This window comes from Rhodanobacter sp. UC4438_H5 (assembly GCF_052978405.1).
Genome location: NZ_CM129672.1, coordinates 1,598,906 through 1,620,637, shown reverse-complemented (window position 1 = coordinate 1,620,637; position 21,732 = coordinate 1,598,906). Strand labels below are relative to the sequence as shown.

Sequence of the window (21,732 nt, the reverse complement as noted above, 5' to 3'; positions counted from 1 at the left end):
GCAGGGAGAGAAGTCAGGGCTCGATCAGGAGCAGCACGGCGCAGGCCATCAGCAGCGCACCCATCGCGATGTCGACGCCGCGGCGCACCGCCGGATGCGCCAGCCAGCAGGCCAGCCAGGCGCCGAGCAGCGCCCACAGCAGCAGGCACGTGGCGGGAATCAGCACGAACAGGCCGGCCAGCGTCAGGTAGTCGCGCAGGCCGGCGGCGGGGAGCGCCGCCAGCACGGTCAGCACGAGCACCCAGCTTTTCGGGTTGAGGAACTGAAAGCCGACCAGGCCCAGCGTTCCCGTCGGCAGGCGCGCCGACCCCGTGGGCGGCGCGGACGCCACGCCGGCGAAGCACAGCGACAGGCCGAGCCATGCCAGGTACAGCGCGCCGACCACGACGGCACCGTGGCGCAGCGGCGGCCAGGTGGCGAATGCCGCGCCCGCGCCCAGCGCCATGAGCGCCAGCAGCAACAGCCCACCGGTCACGATGCCGGCGATCGCCGGCAGCGCGCCGCGCAGGCCCGCCTGCCCCGCGGCCTGCAGCACCACGAGATTGTTCGGGCCGGGGCTGATTGCCGCCACGCCGAGCAGCGCGGCGGCGGCAAGCCATGCATCCACGTTCATGCTTCCATCCAGGCAATGGTCGAATGCAGTACAGGCTGGTCCGCTTTGCTGGTCGGTGCGGTGACTTCAATGGTCTAGAATTGCGACCATGGAAGACTTGCCGCTGAATGCCCTGCGCGCCTTCGCCATGGTCCATGCTCATGGCGGCGTGCGTGCCGCTGCGCGGGAACTTGGCATGGCGCACTCCTCGGTGAGCCGGCACCTCGCCGAGCTGGATCACTGGCTCGGCGTGCCGCTGCTGCGCGCGTCGGCCGGGCGCGGTGCGCTGGTGTTCACCCCGCAGGGCGAGGCGCTGGGGCGTGCCACGCTGGCCGGCCTGCGCGCGATCGAGCAGGCGGTCGCGGCCTTGCGCGAGACCCGGCCGGCGCACGCGGTGACGCTGTCCACCTCGCCCTCGTTCGCGATCCGCTGGCTGCTGCCACGCCTGCCCGCGCTGGAAAAGGCGCATCCGAAGATCGAGCTGTCGGTGCAGGTGGAGCAACGCCTCGATGCGCTGGACGACGGCCGCATCGATCTGGCCATCCGCATGGGCACGGGGCCCTGGCCGGAACTGCATGCCGAGGCGTTGCTGGACGATGCGCTGTATCCGGTGATGAGCCCGGCACTGTGGCAGGCGTCCGGACGTCCCTCGGAGCCGGCGCATCTGGCCGGCCTGCGCTTGCTGCACGACCGCGATCCGCAGGCGTCATGGGAAGCGTGGCGCGGTGCACACGGACCGGCAAAGCTCGCGTTGCAGCGCGGCGCGCGCTACACCTCGTCGGACCTGGTGCTGCGGGCGGCGATGCAGGGGCAGGGTGTGGCCTTGGCGCGCCATCGGCTGGCGGCGGACGACGTGGCGAACGGCAGCCTGGTGCGCCCGTTCGGCCGACTCGACGTGCCGTTGGGCACCTCGTACTGGATCGTGCGCCCGCCGGCGAAGCCCCGCGCGGCTGTGGCGGCGGTGATCGACTGGCTGCGCTGGCAGGCGGCAGGTACGGCCGCGCGCTGATCAGCCGCGCGCCAGCGCGCCTTCGACGAACTGCTGCAACTGCGCCGCGTTCAGCGCGCCGGACTGCCGCGCGATCTCGCGGCCCTGCCTGAACATGATCAGGGTGGGGATGCTGCGGATGTTGAAGCGCGTGGCGATCTGCGGCTGCGCCTCGGTGTCCAGCTTGGCCAGCCGCAGTCGCGGCTCGAGCTTGCTGGCAGCCTGCACGAACACCGGCGCGAAACCGACGCAGGGCCCGCACCACGGCGCCCAGAAATCCACCAGCACCGGCAAGTCGCCGCGTCCGGCGATCGCGTCGAAGTTCACGGTCGTGAGTTCCGCCGGATGCCCTTCGAACAAGCCCTGCTTGCAGCGGCCGCAGTTCGGGTGTTCGGCGACACGCTCGGCGGGCACGCGGTTGAGTGCGCTGCAATGCGGGCAGGGGATGGTCAGTGCGGTACTCACGGCAGACTCCGGCGACGGGCAGGCGATACCCTGCACTGCAGATGGCGGCAGCCGCGGCGGAATCCAAGCCGGGTGCGGCCGGCGGTTCAGGCCATCCGGCGCGGCACGAAGCGCAACGCCACCGAGTTCATGCAATAGCGCAGGCCGGTCGGGCGCGGGCCGTCATTGAAGACGTGGCCGAGGTGGCTGTCGCAGCCCTTGCAGCTGATCGCCGTGCGGGTCATGCCGAACAGGTGGTCGGTCGACTCGACCAGATTGCGCCGCGCGATCGGCTGCCAGAAGCTGGGCCAGCCGGTGCCGGAGTCGAACTCGGTGGCTGCGTCGTACAGCGCCGTGCCGCAGGCGAGGCAGCGGAACAGACCGGGCACGGCGGGGCGTTCATGCTCGCCGCTGAATGCACGCTCGGTACCTGCGTGACGCATGATTTCGTACGACGCCGGCGACAGCCTCTGCCGCCACTGCGCGTCGCTCAGCACCAGCTTTGGTACCTCGTGCGCGCCGAGATCGCGGCCGGTATCGTCAAAGATTTCCAGCAGCACGTTGCCGGGCTGGCCCACCGGCGTGTTCGCCGCCGCGTGCAGGCGCGGTACCAGCCAGCCGCCGCCCACGGCCAGCAACGCACCGCCGCCGAGCGCGGCGCGCAGGAAGCGGCGGCGATCCATCGCGAGGGTTTCATCGAGACGTGACATGGCTTCCTCCGTCGGGATTGGGGATTCGGGATTTGCAGAGGCAAAGGCATTCGCGATCCTGCTCAGCCGAAAGTGAAGGCGTACGCCCGCACGCCGGGGTCGAGGAAGGTGATCTCGAACAGCCGCTCGCCGCTGCCGTTGGCCTGGCGTACGAGCTGGTACAGGCGCTGGCCGGTGACGGTGCCGTTGCCGTCGGCGTCGGTATCCATGCCGTGGTCGGCGCCGGGCGGTTTGCCGTCGATGGTGACGCGGAAGCGGATCGGCTTGCCATCGGCCGCCGGGCCGAGCACCAGGTGCAGGTCGCGCCCGCGGAAGCGATACATGATGGCGCCACCGGCCTGTTCCAGCTGCGCGTCCTCGTCGTGCACTGTCCAGCGCCCGTCCAGCGACCACTGGTTGGCGGCCAGCGCCGCCGGCGCGCGGTAATCGTGCGCCTCGTCGCGGGCCACGCGGCCGCCGACGAAATTCCTGGCGCGGGCGTAGCCGACGTAGGTCTCGGGCGAACGGGTGGGATCGTTCGACGCGGCGGCTTCGACGCCGCGATGGTCGTCGCGCACGTAGCCGCCGGGCAGGTTCTTCTGGCCGGCCTCGGCCAGCAGCTGGCGGATCACGTCCTCGCTTTGCCGATATTCGCCTTCGCCGAAGTGGTGGTGGCGGATCTGTCCCCGCGCGTCGATGAAGTAGTGCGCCGGCCAGTATTGGTTGTTGAAGCCTTGCCAAATCGCGTAATCGTTGTCCAACGCCACCGGGTAGTCGACGCCGAGATCCTTCACCGCCTTGGCCACGTTGGCCGGGTTCTTTTCGAAGGCGAACTCCGGTGCGTGGACGCCGATCACCACCAGGCCGTGATCCTTGTACTTGTCGGCCCAGCCGCGCACGTACGGCAGCGAGCGGATGCAGTTGATGCAGGAGTAGGTCCAGAAATCGACCAGCACCACCTTGCCGCGCAGCGATGCGGTGGTCAGCGGCGGGCTGTTGAGCCACTGTGTGGCGCCGGCCAGCGACGGGAACGTGCCTTCCACCGGCAGCGGGTCGCCGGCCTTGAGCTGTGGTTGCGGCGCCGGTGCCGGGCGCACGGCGTCGATCAGCTTCTGTTCGATGCCGCTGGTGCTGGCCAGCGAGACGCGGGTGAGCAGGCCGGTGTCCAGGCCCAGCGCGATCGCGGCCACGCCGCACAGCACCAGCACGCCGAGCGCCCGACGTACCCACTCGCCGACGCCCAGCGAGCGCTTCATCAGTGCGAACACCTTGCCGCCGATCAGCAGCGCCAGGCCAAGCGAGGTGGCCGCACCGGCGGCATAGGTGAGCAGCAGCAGGGTGGTCTGCACGCTGGCGCCGTTCAGCGCCGCGCCGGTCAGCAGCAGGCCGAGGATCGGCCCCGCGCACGGCGCCCACAGCAGGCCGGTGGCGACGCCGAGACCGGCCGCGCCCCAGACCGAGTCGCCATCGCCGGCCGAGCGCTGCGACAGCCGGTTGCCCAGCGCCACGAACGGGCGGGTGATCCATTCGGCCAGGTGGGTCGACAGCAGGGTCAGGCCGAGCAAGGCCAGCACCGCCATCGCCACCCAGCGGCCGTACTGGTTCGCGTGCACCGCCCAGCCGCCGCCGAGGGCCGCCAACGTGGCGACGACGGCGAAGGTGATCGCCATGCCAAGCAACATCGGGAAACCGTTGCGCATGAACGGCCGGTCGGAGCGGGCGAACACGAACGGCAGCACCGGCAGGATGCACGGGCTGAGGATGGTCAGGACGCCGCCGAGGTAGGCGAGGATCAACACGAGCATGGAGTTTTCATCCGTGGGTGGTTGCCTGATGATTCGCCGCCGCCTCCGCCGGGGTTACATGCGGATACGAGGTAACGTCGGCGCCAGATGCAGCGAAGACTTCGGTGGAGCGTTCCGTCGTGGAGCGAACATGGTGCAAGCCTTGACCGCCACCGCCTTCATGGGTCTAGATAGTGGACTTCTCCGCGGGATGAGTCTCGTCCGGACCGTGCCAGCCGAATCCGCCGCCGCCAGCGAATCGCCCGACCAGCGCCGATCGGCGTGGATGGCCGCTGCGCAGGCCGGCGACCGGCGCGCCTACGAAAAGCTGCTGGCCGATTCGGTGGCCCTGATCCGCGCCGTCGCGCGACGCCAGGGCGTGGCGCAGGACCAGCTCGACGACGTGGTGCAGGAAACCCTGCTCACCGTGCATCGAGTGCGCCACACCTACGATCCTGCCCGCTCCTACGACGCCTGGCTCGGTGCGATCGCCGGCCGCCGCGCGATCGACTCCCTGCGCAGCCGCGGCCGCCGCGACAGCCGCGAACTGCACGATGAATTTGCGCTGGACAATCACCCGGACCGCGACGACGCCAGCGCCGCTACCGAGAGCGAGCAGCGCGCGCAGCGCCTGCGCGAGGCGATCGCCGGGCTGCCGCCGGGCCAGCGCGAGGCCGTGGAACAACTCGGCCTGCACGAGCGCTCCCTCAGCGAGGCGGCCGAGCTGACCGGGCGCAACACCGGCGCACTGAAAGTGAACCTGCATCGCGCGCTGAAGGCGCTGCGCGGGCGTTTCCATGGAGAACCCTGACGTGATGTCCGACCCGCGAGTCCATGAGGCGCTGATCGACCGCCTGGGTACCGAGCTGGTGCCAGTGCGGCGACTGCTGCCGCCATGGCTGCGCACCGCCGGCTGGCTGTCGCTGGTGGCGGCGCTGGCGGTCGGGCTGCTGCTGCATTACGGCGCCAGCCCGATGCTGCGGCGATGGGCCGCCACGCCGGACCTGGCCTGGGCCGGCATCGGCGCGGTGCTTACGGCGGTGGGCGCGGCCTGGGCGGCGTTCGCGCTGGGCGTGCCGGGGCGGCATGGCGCCTGGGCCTGGTTGCCGGTGCCCGGGGCTCTGCTGTGGATTGGCGCCAGTGGTCTCGGCTGCCTGCGCAACTGGGTCGCGCCGGGCACGGAAGTGGCCGGGGTACATCAGTCCGCCGATTGCCTGGTCTTCATCATCGCCTTCTCGATCCCGCTGTCCGCGCTGCTGATCGTGCTGTTGCGCCGCGCCTGCCCGCTGCGGCCGGTGCTCACCGCGGTGCTGATCGGCCTGGCCAGCGCCGCCGCCTCGGCCAGCCTGCTGGAGATCTGCCATGCGTTCGACTCCGCTGCCACCGACCTGCTGACGCACGCGCTGGCCGTCGCCGCGGTGGTGGCCGTCAACGCCGCCATGGGCGGGCGGTTGTTGTCGAAAGCGTAGGGATTCGGCAGAAGCGTCGCACGCGCCGCGTAGGGCGGGCACCGTCCGCCGGCTTTTGGCCTTGCGACATCGCGACAAGAGCGGCGGGCATTGCCCGCCCTACGCTCTGTTGACGCATGCGCTGGCGGTGGCCGTGGTGGTGGCCGTCAATGCGGCGATGGGCGGGCGGCTGCTGTCGCGGGCCTGAACTCAGTCGCGGAAGTTGTCGAACTGCAGCGGCAGCTCGACCTCGGACTTGCGCAACACCGCCATCGCCGCCTGCAGGTCGTCGCGCTTCTTGCCGCTGACGCGCAGCTTGTCGCCGTTGATCTGCGCCTCGACCTTGAGCTTGGCCGCCTTCAGCTCGGCCACCAGTTTCTTCGCCACCGGCTGCTCGATGCCCTGCTTGACGGTGATCTTCTGGCGCGAGCCGCCCAGGTTGGTTTCCGGGTCGCCGACGTCCAGCGCGCGCACGTCGATCTTCCGCGCGATCAGGCGGGCGCGCAGGATGTCCAGCATCTGCTGCAGCTGGAATTCGCTGGGGGCGCTCTGGGCGATCACGCCATCGTCCAGCACGTACTTCGCGTCCACGCCCTTGAAGTCGAAGCGCGTGCCGAGTTCGCGGTTGGCCTGGTCGACGGCATTGGTCAGTTCGTGCTTGTCGACTTCGGAGATCACGTCGAAGGAAGGCATGGCGGCGGCTCGCTGGGAACAGGAGGCAAAGTGTAAGCGATGGCGCTGGGCGATAATGGCGCAACCCTCACTTCCGTCATTCCGGCGCAAGCCGGAATCCGGCGCCTTTCAACGGACACAGTCACCGGGTCCCGGCTTGACCGACCCTTCGGTCGTTGAAAGGCGCCGCGCCGGGATGACGAACAACGAGCTTGATGGCGTGACCATGGTGAGTTCTTGAAAACCGACGTGTTGATCATCGGCGCCGGCGCCGCCGGCCTGATGTGCGCGATCACCGCCGGCCAGCGCGGCCGGCGCGTGCTGGTGGTCGATCACGCCAACAAGGTCGGCAAGAAAATCCTGATGTCCGGCGGCGGCCGCTGCAACTTCACCAACCTGGGCACGACGCCGGCGAATTACCTCTCGGCCAACCCGCATTTCGCCAAGTCCGCGCTGGCGCGCTACACGCCGAGGGACTTCATCGCGCTGGTCGAGAAGCATCGCATTGCCTGGCACGAGAAGGAGCTGGGCCAGTTGTTCTGCGACGACTCCTCGAAGCAGATTGTGCGCATGCTGCTGGACGAGTGCGCCGCGGCCGGCGTCACGGTGGAGGCGAACTGCGCCGTGCAACGCGTGCGCAGGACGCCGGAGGGCTTCAGCGTGCACACCGCGCGCGGCGAGGTGCATGCCGAGTCGCTGGTGGTCGCCTCGGGCGGCCTGTCGATTCCCAGCATGGGCGCCAGCGGTTTCGGTTACGAACTGGCGCGCCAGTTCGGCCACGCCGTGCTGCCCACGCGCGCCGGCCTGGTGCCGCTGACGCTGAGCGGCAAGCACCAGGAGCATTACGCGGATCTGGCCGGTGTGGCGTTGCCGAGGGTGGAGGCCCGCGTGGGCAGGCAGGGTTTTCGCGCCGGATTGCTGTTCACCCATCGCGGCATCAGCGGCCCGGCGATCCTGCAGATCTCCTCGTACTGGCAGCCCGGCGACGACTTGCGCCTCGACTTGCTGCCGGACCTCGACGTCGGCGCCTGGCTGGTCGACCAACGCACGGCGCGGCCGCTGGCCGAACTGAAGACCGTGCTCGGCGAGGTGTTGCCGAAGCGCCTCGCGCAGCGGTTGTGCGAGCAATGGCTCGGCAACCGCCCGATGCGCCAGTACCGCGAGACCGAACTGACGCAGATCGGCGTGCAGCTCGCCGCGTGGCCGATCACCGCCAGCGGCACGGAAGGCTACCGCACCGCCGAAGTCACTCTCGGCGGCGTCGACACCGATGGCCTCTCCTCCAGCACGATGCAATCGAAACTCGTGCCCGGCCTCTACTTCATCGGCGAGGTGGTCGACGTCACCGGCTGGCTCGGCGGCTACAACTTCCAGTGGGCGTGGGCGTCGGGGCAGGCGGCGGGCGCGGCGGCCTGATGCCGGTTGCTTGACGCCTCCGGCCGGGGGCTGCAGCATCGTGCGACGGAATTTCCAACGCGCCGCGCCCGCCATCGGGCGGCGGCGCATCTCCAGGGGAGGGCGGCCGATGGCAACGCTGGACAAGGGCAAGCTGGTCGACCCGGCGATCGAGGTCAAGCTGTATGCGTCGATCGAGCATGGCAGCCTGGATGCCGTCCACGCGATCGTGCTGCATCGTACCGATTCCTCCACCGCCACCAGCACGCTCGAAGCGTACGCGGGCGGCAAGCAGACCGGCGCGCACTTCTTGATCGACAAGGCCGGCAAGATCTGCCAGACCGCACGCGTCGATCAGGTGTGCTGGCACGTCGGTGTGCTGCAGGCGCGCTGCCAGGTCGAACACGGCTGCGATCCGCAGGAACTGAAGACGATTGCCTCGCTCATGCACGCGAAAGGCGTGGGCTTCGGTACCCGCGCGAAGAACCTTTCGCGACATGAACTGGGCAAGCCGTATCCCTCGCGCTATCCCTCCAACCAGGACTCGCTGGGGATCGAGGTGGTGGGCACGTTCCAGCCCGCGCAGAAGGCGTTCGAGGCGCCGACGCCGGAACAACTGAAGTCGCTCAAGTACCTGGTGGATATTCTGGTCGGCCTGTTCGGCCTGAACCTGTTGGGCGACGTCTACGCGCACGGCGCGATCGCCCGCAAGGAGGTCACCGAGGGCGCCCAGTTGCTGCAGGCGCTGACCGCTGGGGGCAAGCCGTGAAGGCGTTGGGCCTGGTGCTGCTGAGCGCAGCGCTGGCTGCGTGTGTGCCGGTGCGCGGCAATGGCGGCATCGAGGTTGTTTCGTTGCAGCGGCAGGTCGATGCCACGCGCGCCGACGCCGACATCTGCAGCGCGTTGACGCTCAGTCGCGCGGACGTGGCGCGGTATTTCACGCTGGCCGAGGTGGTCGACCCGGCCACGTTCGACGCCGAGGCGATCATCATGCCGTGCAGCTACCGCGGCACCCTGCGCCGTGCGGGCCAGCTCTACCACTGGGAGATTTTCGCCGGCGGGGCAGCCTATCTGTACGACGGCGGGGAAACCAACCAGCGCTACCTTTGCCGCGAGTCGTGCCTCGCGGCGCTGCCGAACCTGCGCTGAGCGGCGCGCCGATTCATCGCGGGGCCTGCAGCGATCCCGCCGACGGTTGCAGGTCGCCGGGCGCCAGGGTCGCCCAGTGGAGGTGGTGCGGATCGAAACCGCTCTCGATCATCGGCTTGATGATGCGGAAGTAGGGCGAGATGTCGAAGTCGCGCGGCGTGAACAGGCTGGAGCTGCGGATGTGCAGGATCTCCTGGCGCGCGCGCTGGGTGCCGCGCAACTGGCGGTAGTCGCGGTCCAGCATCGGCAGGATCGGATAACGCACGCTGTGGAAGGCCGCCGCGATCAGCGACGAGCAGATCGCCCGGGTCGGCTCGCCGCTGCCCAGCGCCAGCAGGCGCCGGCGCCAGCGTCCGGGCACCGGCGGCGTCGGCAGCAGGTAGCGCATCAGGTCGATCACGTTGCGCATGTCGTAGCGCTGGCCGAGGCGACGCGCGGCGTGTTCGATCACCTGCTCGATCTCGCCGGCGTGCAACCCGACCGGGCGGCAGATGCGCGTGTGCGCCCCGCGATACGCCTGCAGCGGCAGCGCACGCACGCCTTCCACCACGTCGGCTTCGATCAGCACGTGCGCACCGAGCGCGGGGTAGCGGTCGCGCAGGGTGTCGCCCACGTACAACGCCGCGTGCGACCAGCTCGACTGGGTGACGTACTTGATCGCGGTGCCGATGCGGCTGTTGCCGTCGACCAGCAGCACGTCGGCCGGCCGCAGCGATGCCTCCAGCATGTCGTGGCGCGAGGTGCCGAAATGCATGCCGCCGACGCGCGGCTTCGAGAGGTAACGGGCCAGGGCACGGCCCAGCCTGTGCAAGGGATGGAACACGATCGTGCGCTCCCGGCGGTCGCAGGTGCGACGAGCTTAAGCCGTGGGCGCGTGCGTGTCAGCGCCCGAGCAGAAAGCCGCTTTCACCGGCACCGAGAGACTGGAAGCTCACGCCGACCAGGCCAGGCTGCCGTCGACGATGGTGTGGCTGCGCCCGCCGACCCAGATCGCGTCGTTGTCGATGTGCACCATCAGCTGCGCGTCGTGGCCGATCTCGCGGCCCTGGCTGACCTGGTAGCCGCGGGCCAGCGGGCCATGCGGTTCGGCGTGTGCGATCCAGGCGGCGATCAACCCGTTGGCGGCGCCGGAGGCGGGGTCTTCGACGATGCCCACGCCGGCGGGGAATGCGCGCACCACCAGTCGCGGCTGATCCGATGCCACGCGTGCGAAGGCGCACAGCCCCATGCTGCTGCTGGCGCGGGCCAGCGCAAGAATGGCCACGTGGTCGGGTTGCCATGCGCGCAGGCTGGCCTCGTCGGCGACCTCGGCCAGCCACCAGCGTCGGCCGCCGTCGACCAGCGCCGGCGGCAGCGCGCCATCGGTCACGCCGTGCAGCGCTGCGGCCAGCAGCGGGTTTGCGTCGCGGCCGGTCGCCAGCACGCGTTCGCCCGGCGAGCGCAGCAGCAGTTCGCGCATGGCGCCGCTGCCTTCGACCCGGATCGGCAACACGCCAGCGCCGCACTCCTGCCACAGCAGTCCGTCGCGCGGCGTGGCCAGACCTGCTTCCAGCGCCGCATGGGCGCTGCCGATGCTGGGGTGGCCGGCAAACGGGATCTCCTCGTGCGGCGTGAAGATGCGCACCCGATAGCTCGCCCGGGGGTCGGTCGGCGGTAGCAGGAAGGTGGTTTCCACCAGCGCCGTCCAGCGCGCGAAACGCTGCATCGCCGCGCTGTCCCAGCCGTCCGCGCCGATCACCACGCCCAGGTGGTTGCCACCGCCGAGGGTGGCCGCAAAGACGTCCAGATGCAGGTAACGGAGCGGGCTCATGTGTTTCGTCCGACCGCGGGGCGCGGTGCAAAACGGCAGATGATAGAGGGGCAGCCACGGCGGCGACACTGCCGCTTTCGCATAAGCCGCGCCGCGCCGGGCATAAGTGCGCCGGGGCGCCGGGCGAGTCGACAAGCCCGGGGCAAGGCGCCAAGATGCCGACTTTTGCGTCGCGGAACCGTCCATGCCGATCACCTTGGCCATCATTGCCATCACCTGCATCGTCTCGTTCATGGCGTTCAAGAACGCGCGGCTGATGAACGACCTGATCCTGTGGCCGCCGGCGATCACCCGCCAGCGCGAGTACCACCGGCTGGTGACCTACGGCGTGGTGCACGCGGATTTCGGCCACCTGCTGTTCAACATGTTCACGCTGTTCTTCTTCGGGCGTGCGATGGAGCCGTTCTACACCGGCGTGCTCGGCACGCTGGGGTTCGCGCTGTTCTACATCGGCGGGCTGGTGGTCTCGATCCTGCCGACCTGGCTGAAGAACCGGAACAACCCGGACTATCGCAGCCTGGGTGCGTCGGGCGCCGTGTCGGCGGTGCTGTTCGCCTACATCCTGATCGCGCCCTGGCAGCAGATCATCGTGCTGGTGATCCCGATGCCGGCAATCGTCTACGCGGTGCTGTACACCGCCTATTCGATCTACATGGACCGGCGCGGGCAGGGCAACGTCAACCACAGCGCGCACCTGTGGGGCGCAGCCTATGGCGTGCTGTTCACCATCGCGATCAATCATCGCGTGCTGCCGCACTTTCTCGACGCGCTGATGCACCCGGGCTGAGCGCGCGTTCGGTCGGCCCGCAGATGAACGCTTCTTGCGCTGCGTAATGCCGTCGCGCGCCGATACGCGCATACTGGCCGCGTTGCTCACCGCTCACCGCAGGAGAACGAACGCATGGCAATGACCCGCAAGTCGGCAGCGAAGACGTCCGCGGCAGGGAAAGCATCGGCGAAAAAGTCCGCAGCGAAAAAGCCAGTCGCGAAGAAAGCCGCCGCGAAGAAGTCCGTCGCGAAGAAATCAGTTGCGAAGAAATCAGTTGCGAAGAAATCAGTTGCGAAGAAAGCTCCGGCGAAAAAGGTCGCCGTGAAGAAGGCAGCCGCCAGGAAGTCCCCGGCGAAGAAAACCGCCGCGAAGAAGGCCGTCGCCAAGCGCACGACCGGCCCGCGCAGCGCGAAGAAGGCGACGCCCCGGCGGCCAGAGACAAAGAAGGTCGCTGGCCGCAAGGCCGCGCCGAAGCCGGCAGCAAAGAAATCGCGCGCCAGCGCCAGCGCGGCATCGCGCAAGCCGGCCGTACGCAAGGCCGCGTCCGCGAAGAAGCCTGCCGCGAGGAAGGCAGCGGCCAAGAAGCCGTTGGCCACGCGGCCAGCCGCACCTCGGGTCGCAACCCGGCCTGCGCCCAAGTCGTCGCCCGCGCGCCCTCGTCCGGCCGACCGGCCGGTGGCGCACATCAGCCCGGAAGAGGCCGTGGCGCATATCCAGGCCTTGCTTGACGCCAAGCATGAGCGGGACCAGCGCGAGCCGTCGTGGCCTGGCGCCAACCCGTCGCATCCGACCCCCAACGTGACGGAGATGCACGCGCCGGTGACCGGCACGGGCGATGCATCCGTGACGGCATCGCCGCGCGACGACCTGGGCAAGCGCAAGGGTTGAATCTCCGCGGGCGGGCCGGTGCCAGGCGCCGGGTCCGCTCAGGCAGAGTTCAAGCGGCATGGTCCAGCGTGGAGCTTGACAAGCACCGCGGAGGTGAACCATGAAACGACTGCTCGCTTGCGTTGGATTGATGGTGGCAGCGGCGGCGCTGTCCGGTTGCTATTACGACCCCGGCTATACCTACGTGCGTGGCGGCGGGTCGTCCGGCGACGCGTATTACGGCAGCGGCACGACGTACTACGCCTCGCCTTACGACAGCTACTACGGGCCGGCCTATTACGGCGGCTACTACGGTTGCTGCTACGCACCCGGGGTGACCGTCGGCATCAGCTCGCACTGGTACGGCGGTTCGCGCTATCCACGCTATCACGGGCGCGACTACGGACGCGACTACCGCCATCGCGACAACGACCGCGGCCATTACCGCGACGATGGCCGCTCGGGACATCGTGACTCGCAGCGCGGCGGACGCCATTCGCGCGACCGCGACGACCGTCGCCATTGACCCCCGCCGCGCCCGGTAGCGCCGGGCGTTCAGGCACAATCGGCGGATGCCTTCGCGACCGTCAAGCGTATCCGCCGCGATATTCCGGTTTGCCCTCCTGATGGTGGCGGGACTTGCCCTGTCCGCCTGCACCAGCGTGCGCTACTACGCGCAGGCCGCCCACGGGCAAGCCGAACTCATCGTGCATCGACGCCCGATCGAGCGCGTGCTCGCCGACCCGCACACCGACCCGCAGCTGGCCGCGCGCCTGCGCCTGGCGCTGCAGGCGCGCCGGTTCGCCTCGCGCGAGCTGGGCCTGCCTGACAATCGCAGCTACACCGGCTACGTGCCGCTGGATCGCGACTACGTGGTGTGGAACGTGTTCGCTGCGCCGCGCCATTCGGTGCAGGCGGTGCCGCAGTGCTTTCCGATCGCCGGTTGCGTGGCTTACCGGGGCTGGTTCAGCGAACAGGCGGCGCAGGCAGATGCGGCGCGCTGGAAGGCCCGCGGCGACGATGTGTGGATCGGTGGCGTGCCGGCGTATTCGACGCTGGGCTGGTTTGCCGATCCGGTGCTGTCCAGCATGCTGCGCTGGGACGACGACGAGCTGGCCGGCACGATCTTCCACGAGTTGGCGCACCAGCTGATCTACGTGAAAAGCGACAGCGCGTTCAACGAATCCTTCGCCAGCTTCGTGCAGCGCCAGGGCCTGCGCGAATGGCGCGCCTCGCGCGGCCTGCCGCCGGCGCAAGGCCACGATGACGCGATCGCCGACGGCTTCACCCGGCTCGTGCTGGATCTGCGCGAGCGCCTGAAGCTGTTGTACGCCAGCGGCGTCGATGCCGAGGCAATGGAAGCCGGCAAGCAGGCCGCGATCGCCGCGTTCCGCGAACGCTACGCGCAGTGGCGCGAACGCCGATGGCCCGGCGACCATCGCTACGACGCGTGGGTGGCGCAGCCGATCAACAACGCCCGGCTGCTGCCGTTCGGCTTGTACGACCACTGGGTGCCGGCGTTCGACGTGCTGTTCCAGCGCTCGGGGCAGGACTGGACGGCGTTCTACGCCGACGTCCGCGCTTTGGCTCGCGACCCGAAGCCGCGCCGCGATCGCGCGCTGGAAGCGCTGATGACGCCGCCACACGGTGCGGAGGCTCAGGCCGCGCCGCGCTGAAAACTCAGTGCCCGCCGCCCGGCAATGTTTTTCTCCCCGCCATGTGGCGCAGGTAGCTCAGCAGATCATCGAGGTCGGCGTCGGAAAGCGCCCGCGTGTCGAAGCCCGGCATCTTCGCCTGCGGCCAGCGGCGCAGCGATTGCGGATCGCGGATGTACCCGCGCAGCAGGTCGGCGCGCAGGTACTCGGTGGGGTTGTGCGGAATGTTGAGGTCCGGCCCGAGTCGGGCATCGCCGGCGCCGTTGAGTGTATGGCAGGCGAAGCAGGTGCGCTGGAACACCGCCAGCCCTCGCCGCACGGCACTGTCCGCCGGCGTTCGCGGGTCCGGCAGCATGGCCGGAAAACGCGCGGCCATGCTGTCGGCGCGGCGGATCGTGGCCAGTTGATATGGCCATTGCTCCGGTCCCACGCCCGCCGCGCGCGGCTGCGTCCACACGACATAGAACGGGCCGGCGCGGCCGTGTCCGCCAGGCAACGCCGGCCACGGCCGGGCCGGCTCCTCGATCGCCAGCCAGGCGACGCTGCCGCGCCGGCTCAGGATCAGCGCGGCGGGTATTTCGGCGACAAAGCCGTCCTTCGCGACAAATTGCAGGTGATCGCCGGCCACGATGCCGGGCAGCAGGGCAGTCAGCGGCACGGCGCGGTAGTGTCGGGTGCGCTTGAACGCCACGTCGCCGAGCACGGTGATGGTGCGCGCATCCGGGCGCGCCAGCAGGGTGGCGGTGCTCCAGCGGGTGGCACCATGGCCCAGGTCGATGCGGAGTTCGGCGGCGCGCACGAATCGACTGCTGCCGAGAAGCATCAGCGCGATCGCAAGCAGGGCGGTGATCCGCGTCATCCGGGGGGCGTCGATCGAGGTTCCGCGCATGGGATTCTCCGTGCAATGGGCCCAGTGTAGGGCCAGCTTTGGCGCCGGGCGGGCCGGCGCACCTGTCGCGGCGCTGAACGGCGGCGGGCGTGCACGTTGAACTCACGTCGTCGCGCACACACTAAGCCCGTGTATCGCCGTGACGGCGACAGGAAGCGGGGCAATCCATCGCCTTGCTGAGGGGCCGGCCTTACCTCCCCTGGAGGCCGCCTGACAAGCCCCATCGGTCCTCCCCTGGCCGATGGGGTTTTATTTTGCCCGGCGCCGATGGCCGACCATGGATAATGGCCGGTGCTGCCGCTTCTTCCTCCCCTGGGCGCCCGATGGTCATCGAATCGCTGCTCGACACCGACCTGTACAAGTTCTCGATGATGCAGGTGGTGCTGCACCAGTATCCCGCGGCCGAGGTGGAATACCGCTTCAAGTGCCGCACGCCGGGTATTGACCTGGCCGCGTGCGTCGACGACATCCGCGCCGAACTGGCCGCGCTGTGCCGCCTGCGTTTTCGCGCGGACGAGCTGGATTACCTGCGCAGCTGGCGTTTCATCAAGAGCGATTTCGTCGATTTCCTGGGCCTGTTCCAGCTCAACGAGAAGTACGTGGAGATCGCGCCCTCGGCCGCCGTGCCCGGCGAGATCGAGATCCGCATCCGCGGGCCGTGGCTGCACACGATCATGTTCGAGGTGCCGCTGCTGGCGATCGTCAACGAGGTATATTTCCGCCGCACCAGCGCCGGGCTGGATCTGGCCGAAGGGCGCCGGCGCCTGCACGACAAGATCGCCATGCTGCGCGATGCGCCGGATTACACGCTGTGCCGCATCGCCGATTACGGCACCCGCCGGCGGTATTCGCGGCGCTGGCAGCACGAGGTGGTCACCACCTTGCGCGACGAACTGGGCGCGCAGCTGGCCGGCACCAGCAACGTGTGGCTGGCACGCGAACTGGGCCTGACCCCGCTGGGCACGCTGGCGCACGAGTATCTGCAGGCACACCAGGCGCTGGGGCCGCGGCTGCGCGATTCGCAGGTCGCGGCGCTGGAGGCGTGGGCGCGCGAATACCGTGGCGATCTGGGCATCGCGCTGTCCGACGTGTACGGGCTGGATGCCTTCCTGCGCGATTTCGACATGTACTTCTGCAAGCTGTTCGACGGCACCCGCCACGATTCCGGCGATCCGTTCGCCTGGGGCGAGAAGGTGCTGGCGCACTACCGCGACAACCGCGTCGACCCGCGCAACAAGGTGCTGGTGTTCAGCGACGGCCTGGACATCCCGCGCGTGATGCAGCTCTACGCGCATTTCCGCGGCCGCTGCCAGCTCGCCTTCGGCGTTGGCACCAACCTCACCAACGACGTGGGGCCGGCGCCGATCAACATCGTGATCAAGATGATCCGCTGCAACGGCCAGCCGGTGGCCAAGCTCAGCGATTCCCCCGGCAAGAACATGTGCGATGACCCGGCCTACGTGGCCTACCTGCGCCAGGTGTTCGAGATCCCCGCCACCCAGGGGTGAGTGGCGCCGATCACGGATCGTCCGGCGCGCGGCTGAACACGCCGGCCAGCAGCAACAGGGACAGCAGCACGAGGGCGAGGTGGAGCACGGCGAATCCGGCGTGGCGGCAACGCCTTGACGGTAGCCGCGCGCACCGCCGGCGCCAAAGGAGCATGCCGCATATGGATATGCCCGAGCCATCTCGATGGCGTACGCTGGCCGGACACCCGCCACAGTTCCGGAGCAAGCCATGACCAGCATCCACGATTTCACCGTGACCGACATCGACGGCAAGCCGCGATCGCTGGGTGAGTGGCGCGGCAAGACCTTGCTGGTGGTCAACGTCGCCTCGCAGTGCGGATTCACTCCGCAATACGAGGGCCTGGAAGCCTTGTGGCGCGAACAGCGCGAGCTGGGCCTGGTGGTGCTGGGCTTTCCCTGCGACCAGTTCGGCCACCAGGAGCCGGGCAGCGAAGCCGAGATCAAGGATTTCTGCAGCACCCGCTTCGACGTGACCTTTCCGATGTTCGCCAAGGTCGAGGTGAACGGCGAGCACGCCGCGCCGCTGTACCAATGGCTGAAAAGCCAGGCCAAGGGCATCCTCGGCAGCGAGGCGATCAAGTGGAACTTCACCAAGTTCCTGGTCGATGGCGACGGCCAGGTGGTCAAGCGCTACGCGCCCACCGACACGCCGCAGAAGATCGGTCGCGACACGCGGGCCCGCTTGCAGGGGTGAACCATCCCGTCACCGCGGTCCACGGCGATCGCCACGGCCTGCATTGAGCTGGTCGGCGGCGCTCGGGACGCCCCCTGCGCAGGCCATGCGCGCGCGGTCTGATAGGCTTTGTCCCTTTGCCGACCGTGGTCGGCCCCCATGACCCCCGAACGAGGCCAGATGATGCAGATTGCCCGAGATTCCGTTGCCGCCTTCCACTACACCCTCACCGACGATCAGAACCAGGTCATCGACAGCTCCGCCGGTCGCGATCCGCTGACCTACCTGCACGGCGGCGGCCAGATCGTACCGGGCCTGGAAAAGCAGCTGGAAGGCCGCTCGGCGGGCGACAAGTTCACCGCCGACGTGGTTCCCGAGGAGGGTTACGGCGTGCACCATCCCGAGCTGATGCAGGAAGTGCCGCGCTCGGCCTTCCAGGGCGTGGAGGACATCCAGCCCGGCATGCAGTTCCAGGGCCGCGGTCCGCAGGGCGAGATCAACGTCACCGTCACCCGCGTCGAGGACGACAAGGTCTTCATCGACGGCAACCATCCGCTGGCGGGCAAGACCCTGCATTTCGCCATCGAGGTGACCGACGTGCGCGCGGCCAGCGAGGAAGAGCTGGCACATGGCCACGTGCACGGTGCGGGTGGCCATCACCACTGAGAGGTTGTGAATGATGCGCAGGGCGGGCACGGCCGCCTTTGTCGTCGACGGCTGGCGGGCGGTGCCCGCCCTACGCGTGCCCGGCGACGCGTTGCGGCAGCGCGTTCAATACCAGTCCAGCAACGACACGCCCACGCCGAGGTAGGTGGCGTTGTGGTTGTAGTCGATCAGGCTCTCGCCGTAGCCCTTGAACAGTTCGGCGTAGCCGCGCAGGTTGCCGGCGATCGGAAAGCTCCAGCCGAAGCGCAACGATCCGTGCTGGCGGCTGCCGCCGCGGAACGAGTCGCGCAAGGTCAGACCGAATTCCTGGCCGTTCCACTCGTGCACGATCTCCACCTCGCCGCGCCCCACGTAATCGCTGATGTCGGGGTTGTCGTCGATGCTTCGCGATTCGGGAATGCGCCACCACGGGCGGATCATCACCGTCCAGCCTTCGCGTTCGAAGCCGACGTTGGCGATCAGCCGGTTCCAGCTGCGCGACAACGGCAGCCCGCGGCCGTTGGACTGGTGGTTGAAGCCGATGCCGAGCAGGCGTCCCTCCCAGCCAAGCACGTGGTAGCTGGTGTCGAACATCAGCATCGCCTCGGGCTCGTAGTCCGTCTCGCGAAACGGGCGCGACAGGGTGGAGTTGTAGACCTGCCACCGCGACGACTGGGTATAGCCCACCCACAGGTCGCCGGCGTCGCCGAACACGCCTTGCCACACCTTGGCCTTGAGGCTCAGCTGGAACTTCGCCTCGATGTTGTCCAGCCGCTCGCTGCCAGTGGCGTCGTTGTCGGGGTTGGGGCTGTGCGGTTGGTTGTTCTGGTTGCTGCTGGCGAAGATGGGCAGCACGTAGACCGGCTTGTAGCCGCGTACGTTGAAGGTGCCCAGTTTGCTTTCCGGCGCCAGCTCCCAGCGGCTGTCAAGCAGCGACAGCGGCACGGCCACCTCGCTGTTGCCGGGGCCGGCCGCGGGTGCCCCGGGATGGTCGTGGCCGAACACTTCGCCGCCGGCGGCCTGCACCGTGCGCTTCTGCGCCACCGGCAGGTTGACCCGGCCGGTGGCCTGGTCGTAGCAGGCCAGCCGCTGCGCATCGCTCTCGATCGCGGTGCAGCCGCGGATGTCCATCGGGTCGGGATTCTGTGCATGCGCCGTGGCAGCAGCCACGCAGGCCCATGCCGCGCAGGCTGCGACGAGCGGGAGTTTCATGATGTCTTTCCGATGCGCGGCGAGCGCCATGCCGGCCGTCGATTCAGGCCGGCAAGTTTATCCGATGCCCGTGAATGCACGATTCACGGGCATCGCGTCCGCGTGTTCAATGCAGCTGCTTCACCCAGCGTGCGTATTCCGCTTCGCTGACCTTGCCATTCTTGTTGCTGTCCGCGTTGAGGAAGTCGTTGGCCAACGGAGGATAGGCCGAGGCCTGTTCCTCGGTGATGCCCTTGCCGCCCGCCGCCAACTGCTGGAACGAGGGCGCCGGGGCGATCGTCGGCGCCGGAGCCGGTGCGCTTTTGACCACGACCTGACCCTGCGGCGTGTTGAACGTGGCGGTATCGGTGGCGGTGGCGGAAGCGGCCGGGGCAGGGGTGTCCTGCGCCAGGCTCGCGCCGGCGAACAACAACCCGCCGGCCAACAGGCAGCCGTACAGGGGAGTGCTGAAGTTCATGATGGAATCCTCCATGCCAGAATGAGTGTCCGAAAAAACACGGGGGTCCGGTCGCGCATGCCGCCGCACCCGAACTCCTCTGGACCCTAGCAAGGGATGTGTATATGTCCGCTCAAGATCGCCCGCCGATGCGGGCAACGGCGACACGCCATTGAGCCGGGCTTCAGCTTCGCCCACCCTCAGCCTTGCCCAGGCGCGCCTGTTGCAACTGGCGGCCCAGGGCTTGCTGCAGGCCAGCCGGCGACGCGCCCGGCGCGCCGACGTGGTGGCCGCCATCGAGCGCATGGGCTTGTTGCAGATCGACACCATCCACGTGGTGGCGCGCAGCCCGTACCTGGTGCTGCACGCGCGGTTGGGTGATTACCCGATGGCCTGGCTGGACGAGGCGCTGGCCGAAGGCAAGCTGGCCGAAACCTGGGCGCACGAGGCCTGCTTCGTCAGCGCCGCCGATCTGCCGTGGCACCGTGCGTGGAGCGACCAGCGCGGTGGACACTGGGCGCACCGACACGCCGCACGCATGCATCGCGAACAGCGCAGCGGGATGGACGGCCTGCTCGAGCGGATTCGCGCCGAGGGCCCGGTGCGCGCGGCGGATTTTGCCCGCGAGCAGGGTGCGGCCAGCTCGGGCTGGTGGGAGTGGAAGCCGGAGAAGCGCTGGCTGGAGGCGTGGTTCGCCCTGGGTGAACTGATGGTGCTGCGGCGCGATCGCTTCCAGCGCGTGTACGACTTGAGCGAACGGGTGCTGGCGCAACTCGACCCGCCGCCCGATCCGCGGGTGGCCACGCTCCCGGCCGCCGCGCTGCGTCGCCGCTTCGTCCTCGACGGCGTGCGCGCACTGGGCGTGGCGCCGGCCCCGTGGATCGCCGACTACCACCGGCTCAAGCCGCGCGTTGGCGCTGCCGAACTGGCGCCGCTGCTGGCCAGCGGCGAACTGCTGGCCGTGGCGGTACAGGGCTGGGCGACTCCCGGCTACGTGCATCGCGATCACGCCGACCTGCTGGAACGGGCGCTGGGCGGGCGGCTGCGCGCCACGCGCACGGCACTGCTGTCGCCGTTCGATCCGCTGGTGTGGGACCGCACGCGGCTGCGCGCGATGTTCGATTTCGACTACAGCCTGGAGTGCTACGTCCCGGCCGCGCGACGGCGCTACGGCTACTTCGTGCTGCCGATCCTGCATCGCGGCCGGCTGGTCGGGCGGCTCGACGCCAAGGCGCATCGCGGCGATGGCCTGTTCGAGGTCAAGTCGATCGAACTCGAACCCGGTGTGGCGATCGCGCCGCGCCTGCTGGCGGAACTGGCACAAGCCATCCTCGATACCGCGCGCTGGCATGGCACGCCGCAGGTGCGGGTGGTCCGCTCGCGACCGGCCGCCTTCGCCCGGTCGCTGCGCACCGAGCTGCGTCGACTGGCTTAGGCGCCCTGCCTACGGCGTGCTGCCCGCCGGAGCCGGGTTGGGGCTGCAGGACTTGCCATGCAGCGCCTCGCGCAGGCTGCGCGCCAGCGAGTTGCAGCGCTCGCCCAGTTGCGGACGGACATCCGGGTTCTGCGAATCGCGCAGCAGGTTGGTGCGCATCGCCTCGTAACGCAGTGGCAGCTGTTCGGCCGAGAAGATGCCGGCCGCACGGTGGCAGGCGAGGTAGCTGGACAGGTAGTCGTCGCAGGCGGGTATGCCGGTCTGTTCCGGCAGGCTCGCATCGCTGGGCGCGGTGGCGTGGTGGCTGGGGCGCTGGGCGGGCGTCGGCGGAGCGGTCGAACGGGTGGTGGCGGCGCGGGATGAGGTGACCGTCGCCGGGCGGGTCTCGGTGTCGCTGGCGCAGCCGGCGAGAAGCAAGATGGCGACCGCGGCGGCCAGGGCCAGGCGGAACGGGGTGGTCATGATGCTCTCCTGTGCATTGGGCAGGCCGCAGGCACCCGGTCTGGCGGAAGGTCGAACGAATCAACTAAACCGCAAGTGAAGTAAAGAAAACCTGAAACCCGCGCGCCGGGGTCGGCAGGGGTCGGTTGTCGGCGAGCCCGCCCCGGCCCGCCAGGGGCGCGGATCGGCAACGGATTTCGGCTGTCGGGA

General features: G+C 69.1%; 26 protein-coding genes and 1 pseudogene. 16 read left to right on the top strand and 11 right to left on the bottom strand.

Going from position 1 to position 21,732, the window contains the following annotated elements; all coding sequences use genetic code 11:
• Positions 1–13: 13 nt before the first annotated feature.
• Positions 14–613: a LysE family translocator gene (locus ACVCL9_RS07730; protein ID WP_447098534.1), complete on the bottom strand. Its 600-nt coding sequence runs from the start codon at positions 611–613 to the stop codon at positions 14–16.
• Positions 614–701: 88 nt separating this feature from the next.
• Here ACVCL9_RS07730 and ACVCL9_RS07725 point away from each other — a divergent pair, with 88 nt between their 5' ends.
• Complete coding sequence (locus ACVCL9_RS07725; protein WP_447098535.1) at positions 702–1,601, top strand: LysR substrate-binding domain-containing protein; 900 nt, start codon at positions 702–704, stop codon at positions 1,599–1,601.
• On the opposite strand, the gene trxC is transcribed toward ACVCL9_RS07725, so the two are convergent.
• The 3 genes from trxC to ACVCL9_RS07710 form a co-directional block, all read right to left on the bottom strand.
• On the bottom strand, positions 1,602–2,045 hold the full coding sequence (trxC, locus tag ACVCL9_RS07720; RefSeq protein ID WP_447098536.1) for a thioredoxin TrxC: 444 nt from the start codon (positions 2,043–2,045) through the stop codon (positions 1,602–1,604). It abuts the gene before it with no gap.
• An 86-nt stretch (positions 2,046–2,131) separates the two neighbouring features.
• On the bottom strand, positions 2,132–2,734 hold the full coding sequence (msrB, locus tag ACVCL9_RS07715; protein WP_447098537.1) for a peptide-methionine (R)-S-oxide reductase MsrB: 603 nt from the start codon (positions 2,732–2,734) through the stop codon (positions 2,132–2,134).
• A gap of 62 nt (positions 2,735–2,796) precedes the next feature.
• Entirely contained in the window at positions 2,797–4,518 is a 1,722-nt protein-coding gene (locus ACVCL9_RS07710; RefSeq protein ID WP_447098538.1) for a cytochrome c biogenesis protein DipZ, read from the bottom strand.
• 190 nt (positions 4,519–4,708) lie between these two features.
• Here ACVCL9_RS07710 and ACVCL9_RS07705 point away from each other — a divergent pair, with 190 nt between their 5' ends.
• From ACVCL9_RS07705 to ACVCL9_RS07695, 3 genes are all read left to right on the top strand, one after another.
• Positions 4,709–5,308 carry a sigma-70 family RNA polymerase sigma factor gene (locus ACVCL9_RS07705; RefSeq protein ID WP_447098539.1) on the top strand — a complete coding sequence of 200 codons (600 nt, stop codon included), beginning with the start codon at positions 4,709–4,711 and terminating at the stop codon, positions 5,306–5,308.
• A gap of 4 nt (positions 5,309–5,312) precedes the next feature.
• A complete protein-coding gene (locus tag ACVCL9_RS07700) occupies positions 5,313–5,966 on the top strand; it encodes an NrsF family protein (protein ID WP_447099443.1) in 654 nt (217 codons plus the stop codon).
• Between the two features lie 61 nt (positions 5,967–6,027).
• Positions 6,028–6,153 carry a hypothetical protein gene (locus ACVCL9_RS07695; RefSeq protein ID WP_447098540.1) on the top strand — a complete coding sequence of 42 codons (126 nt, stop codon included), beginning with the start codon at positions 6,028–6,030 and terminating at the stop codon, positions 6,151–6,153.
• A 2-nt stretch (positions 6,154–6,155) separates the two neighbouring features.
• Here ACVCL9_RS07695 and ACVCL9_RS07690 read toward each other — a convergent pair whose 3' ends face one another.
• On the bottom strand, positions 6,156–6,638 hold the full coding sequence (locus ACVCL9_RS07690) for a YajQ family cyclic di-GMP-binding protein (RefSeq protein ID WP_447098541.1): 483 nt from the start codon (positions 6,636–6,638) through the stop codon (positions 6,156–6,158).
• A gap of 216 nt (positions 6,639–6,854) precedes the next feature.
• Here ACVCL9_RS07690 and ACVCL9_RS07685 point away from each other — a divergent pair, with 216 nt between their 5' ends.
• The 3 genes from ACVCL9_RS07685 to ACVCL9_RS07675 all read left to right on the top strand — a co-directional run bounded on the left by ACVCL9_RS07685 (position 6,855) and on the right by ACVCL9_RS07675 (position 9,161).
• Positions 6,855–8,033, top strand: a complete 1,179-nt coding sequence (locus tag ACVCL9_RS07685; RefSeq protein ID WP_447098542.1) for an NAD(P)/FAD-dependent oxidoreductase — start codon at positions 6,855–6,857, stop codon at positions 8,031–8,033.
• Positions 8,034–8,142: 109 nt separating this feature from the next.
• Entirely contained in the window at positions 8,143–8,781 is a 639-nt protein-coding gene (locus tag ACVCL9_RS07680) for a peptidoglycan recognition protein family protein (protein WP_447098543.1), read from the top strand.
• Positions 8,778–9,161, top strand: coding sequence for a hypothetical protein (locus tag ACVCL9_RS07675; protein ID WP_447098544.1), 384 nt, complete (start codon positions 8,778–8,780; stop codon positions 9,159–9,161). The genes ACVCL9_RS07680 and ACVCL9_RS07675 overlap by 4 nt, the downstream gene beginning before the upstream one ends.
• Before the next feature lie 13 nt (positions 9,162–9,174).
• Here the strand turns inward: ACVCL9_RS07675 and ACVCL9_RS07670 are convergent, their stop codons facing one another.
• Positions 9,175–9,984 carry a YiiX/YebB-like N1pC/P60 family cysteine hydrolase gene (locus tag ACVCL9_RS07670; RefSeq protein ID WP_447098545.1) on the bottom strand — a complete coding sequence of 270 codons (810 nt, stop codon included), beginning with the start codon at positions 9,982–9,984 and terminating at the stop codon, positions 9,175–9,177.
• 108 nt (positions 9,985–10,092) lie between these two features.
• Positions 10,093–10,971 carry a PhzF family phenazine biosynthesis protein gene (locus ACVCL9_RS07665; RefSeq protein WP_447098546.1) on the bottom strand — a complete coding sequence of 293 codons (879 nt, stop codon included), beginning with the start codon at positions 10,969–10,971 and terminating at the stop codon, positions 10,093–10,095.
• A 184-nt stretch (positions 10,972–11,155) separates the two neighbouring features.
• On the opposite strand from ACVCL9_RS07665, the gene ACVCL9_RS07660 reads away from it, so the two are divergent.
• From ACVCL9_RS07660 to ACVCL9_RS07640, 5 genes and pseudogenes are all read left to right on the top strand, one after another.
• Positions 11,156–11,758 (top strand): rhomboid family intramembrane serine protease, encoded by a 603-nt coding sequence (locus tag ACVCL9_RS07660; protein WP_447098547.1) that lies wholly within the window; start codon positions 11,156–11,158, stop codon positions 11,756–11,758.
• A gap of 114 nt (positions 11,759–11,872) precedes the next feature.
• Positions 11,873–12,076, top strand: a pseudogene (locus ACVCL9_RS07655) (hypothetical protein); the annotation flags it as partial.
• 339 nt (positions 12,077–12,415) lie between these two features.
• Complete coding sequence (locus tag ACVCL9_RS07650) at positions 12,416–12,628, top strand: hypothetical protein (RefSeq protein WP_395119376.1); 213 nt, start codon at positions 12,416–12,418, stop codon at positions 12,626–12,628.
• 100 nt (positions 12,629–12,728) lie between these two features.
• Positions 12,729–13,133, top strand: coding sequence for a hypothetical protein (locus ACVCL9_RS07645; protein ID WP_447098548.1), 405 nt, complete (start codon positions 12,729–12,731; stop codon positions 13,131–13,133).
• Between the two features lie 100 nt (positions 13,134–13,233).
• The gene (locus tag ACVCL9_RS07640; protein ID WP_447098549.1) at positions 13,234–14,283 is read left to right on the top strand and encodes an aminopeptidase; all 1,050 of its coding nucleotides are present in this window, start codon (positions 13,234–13,236) and stop codon (positions 14,281–14,283) included.
• A 4-nt stretch (positions 14,284–14,287) separates the two neighbouring features.
• On the opposite strand, the gene ACVCL9_RS07635 is transcribed toward ACVCL9_RS07640, so the two are convergent.
• Entirely contained in the window at positions 14,288–15,151 is an 864-nt protein-coding gene (locus ACVCL9_RS07635; RefSeq protein ID WP_447098550.1) for a c-type cytochrome, read from the bottom strand.
• Positions 15,152–15,474: 323 nt separating this feature from the next.
• On the opposite strand from ACVCL9_RS07635, the gene pncB reads away from it, so the two are divergent.
• The 3 genes from pncB (at position 15,475) to ACVCL9_RS07620 (ending at position 18,019) form a co-directional block, all read left to right on the top strand.
• The gene (gene pncB / locus ACVCL9_RS07630) at positions 15,475–16,659 is read left to right on the top strand and encodes a nicotinate phosphoribosyltransferase (protein ID WP_447098551.1); all 1,185 of its coding nucleotides are present in this window, start codon (positions 15,475–15,477) and stop codon (positions 16,657–16,659) included.
• Between the two features lie 229 nt (positions 16,660–16,888).
• Positions 16,889–17,374 (top strand): glutathione peroxidase, encoded by a 486-nt coding sequence (locus tag ACVCL9_RS07625; RefSeq protein WP_447098552.1) that lies wholly within the window; start codon positions 16,889–16,891, stop codon positions 17,372–17,374.
• Between the two features lie 162 nt (positions 17,375–17,536).
• A complete protein-coding gene (locus ACVCL9_RS07620; protein ID WP_395121410.1) occupies positions 17,537–18,019 on the top strand; it encodes an FKBP-type peptidyl-prolyl cis-trans isomerase in 483 nt (160 codons plus the stop codon).
• A 105-nt stretch (positions 18,020–18,124) separates the two neighbouring features.
• Here the strand turns inward: ACVCL9_RS07620 and ACVCL9_RS07615 are convergent, their stop codons facing one another.
• Both ACVCL9_RS07615 and ACVCL9_RS07610 read right to left on the bottom strand, forming a co-directional pair.
• Complete coding sequence (locus ACVCL9_RS07615) at positions 18,125–19,210, bottom strand: phospholipase A (RefSeq protein ID WP_447098553.1); 1,086 nt, start codon at positions 19,208–19,210, stop codon at positions 18,125–18,127.
• A 106-nt stretch (positions 19,211–19,316) separates the two neighbouring features.
• The gene (locus ACVCL9_RS07610; RefSeq protein WP_447098554.1) at positions 19,317–19,667 is read right to left on the bottom strand and encodes a hypothetical protein; all 351 of its coding nucleotides are present in this window, start codon (positions 19,665–19,667) and stop codon (positions 19,317–19,319) included.
• A gap of 151 nt (positions 19,668–19,818) precedes the next feature.
• Here ACVCL9_RS07610 and ACVCL9_RS07605 point away from each other — a divergent pair, with 151 nt between their 5' ends.
• Positions 19,819–21,081 (top strand): winged helix-turn-helix domain-containing protein, encoded by a 1,263-nt coding sequence (locus ACVCL9_RS07605; RefSeq protein ID WP_447098555.1) that lies wholly within the window; start codon positions 19,819–19,821, stop codon positions 21,079–21,081.
• Positions 21,082–21,090: 9 nt separating this feature from the next.
• On the opposite strand, the gene ACVCL9_RS07600 is transcribed toward ACVCL9_RS07605, so the two are convergent.
• Positions 21,091–21,543, bottom strand: a complete 453-nt coding sequence (locus tag ACVCL9_RS07600; protein WP_447098556.1) for a hypothetical protein — start codon at positions 21,541–21,543, stop codon at positions 21,091–21,093.
• Between the last annotated feature and the right edge of the window lie 189 nt (positions 21,544–21,732).

Coding starts and splice junctions, on each gene's coding strand:
- msrB (WP_447098537.1), bottom strand. CDS start 2,734: ATGTCACGTCTCGATGAAACCCTCGCGATGGATCGCCGCCGCTTCCTG.
- ACVCL9_RS07665 (WP_447098546.1), bottom strand. CDS start 10,971: ATGAGCCCGCTCCGTTACCTGCATCTGGACGTCTTTGCGGCCACCCTC.
- ACVCL9_RS07625 (WP_447098552.1), top strand. CDS start 16,889: ATGACCAGCATCCACGATTTCACCGTGACCGACATCGACGGCAAGCCG.
- ACVCL9_RS07680 (WP_447098543.1), top strand. CDS start 8,143: ATGGCAACGCTGGACAAGGGCAAGCTGGTCGACCCGGCGATCGAGGTC.
- ACVCL9_RS07690 (WP_447098541.1), bottom strand. CDS start 6,638: ATGCCTTCCTTCGACGTGATCTCCGAAGTCGACAAGCACGAACTGACC.
- ACVCL9_RS07705 (WP_447098539.1), top strand. CDS start 4,709: ATGAGTCTCGTCCGGACCGTGCCAGCCGAATCCGCCGCCGCCAGCGAA.
- ACVCL9_RS07725 (WP_447098535.1), top strand. CDS start 702: ATGGAAGACTTGCCGCTGAATGCCCTGCGCGCCTTCGCCATGGTCCAT.
- ACVCL9_RS07615 (WP_447098553.1), bottom strand. CDS start 19,210: ATGAAACTCCCGCTCGTCGCAGCCTGCGCGGCATGGGCCTGCGTGGCT.
- ACVCL9_RS07700 (WP_447099443.1), top strand. CDS start 5,313: ATGTCCGACCCGCGAGTCCATGAGGCGCTGATCGACCGCCTGGGTACC.
- ACVCL9_RS07610 (WP_447098554.1), bottom strand. CDS start 19,667: ATGAACTTCAGCACTCCCCTGTACGGCTGCCTGTTGGCCGGCGGGTTG.
- ACVCL9_RS07635 (WP_447098550.1), bottom strand. CDS start 15,151: ATGCGCGGAACCTCGATCGACGCCCCCCGGATGACGCGGATCACCGCC.
- ACVCL9_RS07660 (WP_447098547.1), top strand. CDS start 11,156: ATGCCGATCACCTTGGCCATCATTGCCATCACCTGCATCGTCTCGTTC.
- ACVCL9_RS07640 (WP_447098549.1), top strand. CDS start 13,234: ATGGTGGCGGGACTTGCCCTGTCCGCCTGCACCAGCGTGCGCTACTAC.
- ACVCL9_RS07730 (WP_447098534.1), bottom strand. CDS start 613: ATGAACGTGGATGCATGGCTTGCCGCCGCCGCGCTGCTCGGCGTGGCG.
- ACVCL9_RS07620 (WP_395121410.1), top strand. CDS start 17,537: ATGCAGATTGCCCGAGATTCCGTTGCCGCCTTCCACTACACCCTCACC.
- pncB (WP_447098551.1), top strand. CDS start 15,475: ATGGTCATCGAATCGCTGCTCGACACCGACCTGTACAAGTTCTCGATG.
- ACVCL9_RS07600 (WP_447098556.1), bottom strand. CDS start 21,543: ATGACCACCCCGTTCCGCCTGGCCCTGGCCGCCGCGGTCGCCATCTTG.
- ACVCL9_RS07645 (WP_447098548.1), top strand. CDS start 12,729: ATGAAACGACTGCTCGCTTGCGTTGGATTGATGGTGGCAGCGGCGGCG.
- ACVCL9_RS07710 (WP_447098538.1), bottom strand. CDS start 4,518: ATGCTCGTGTTGATCCTCGCCTACCTCGGCGGCGTCCTGACCATCCTC.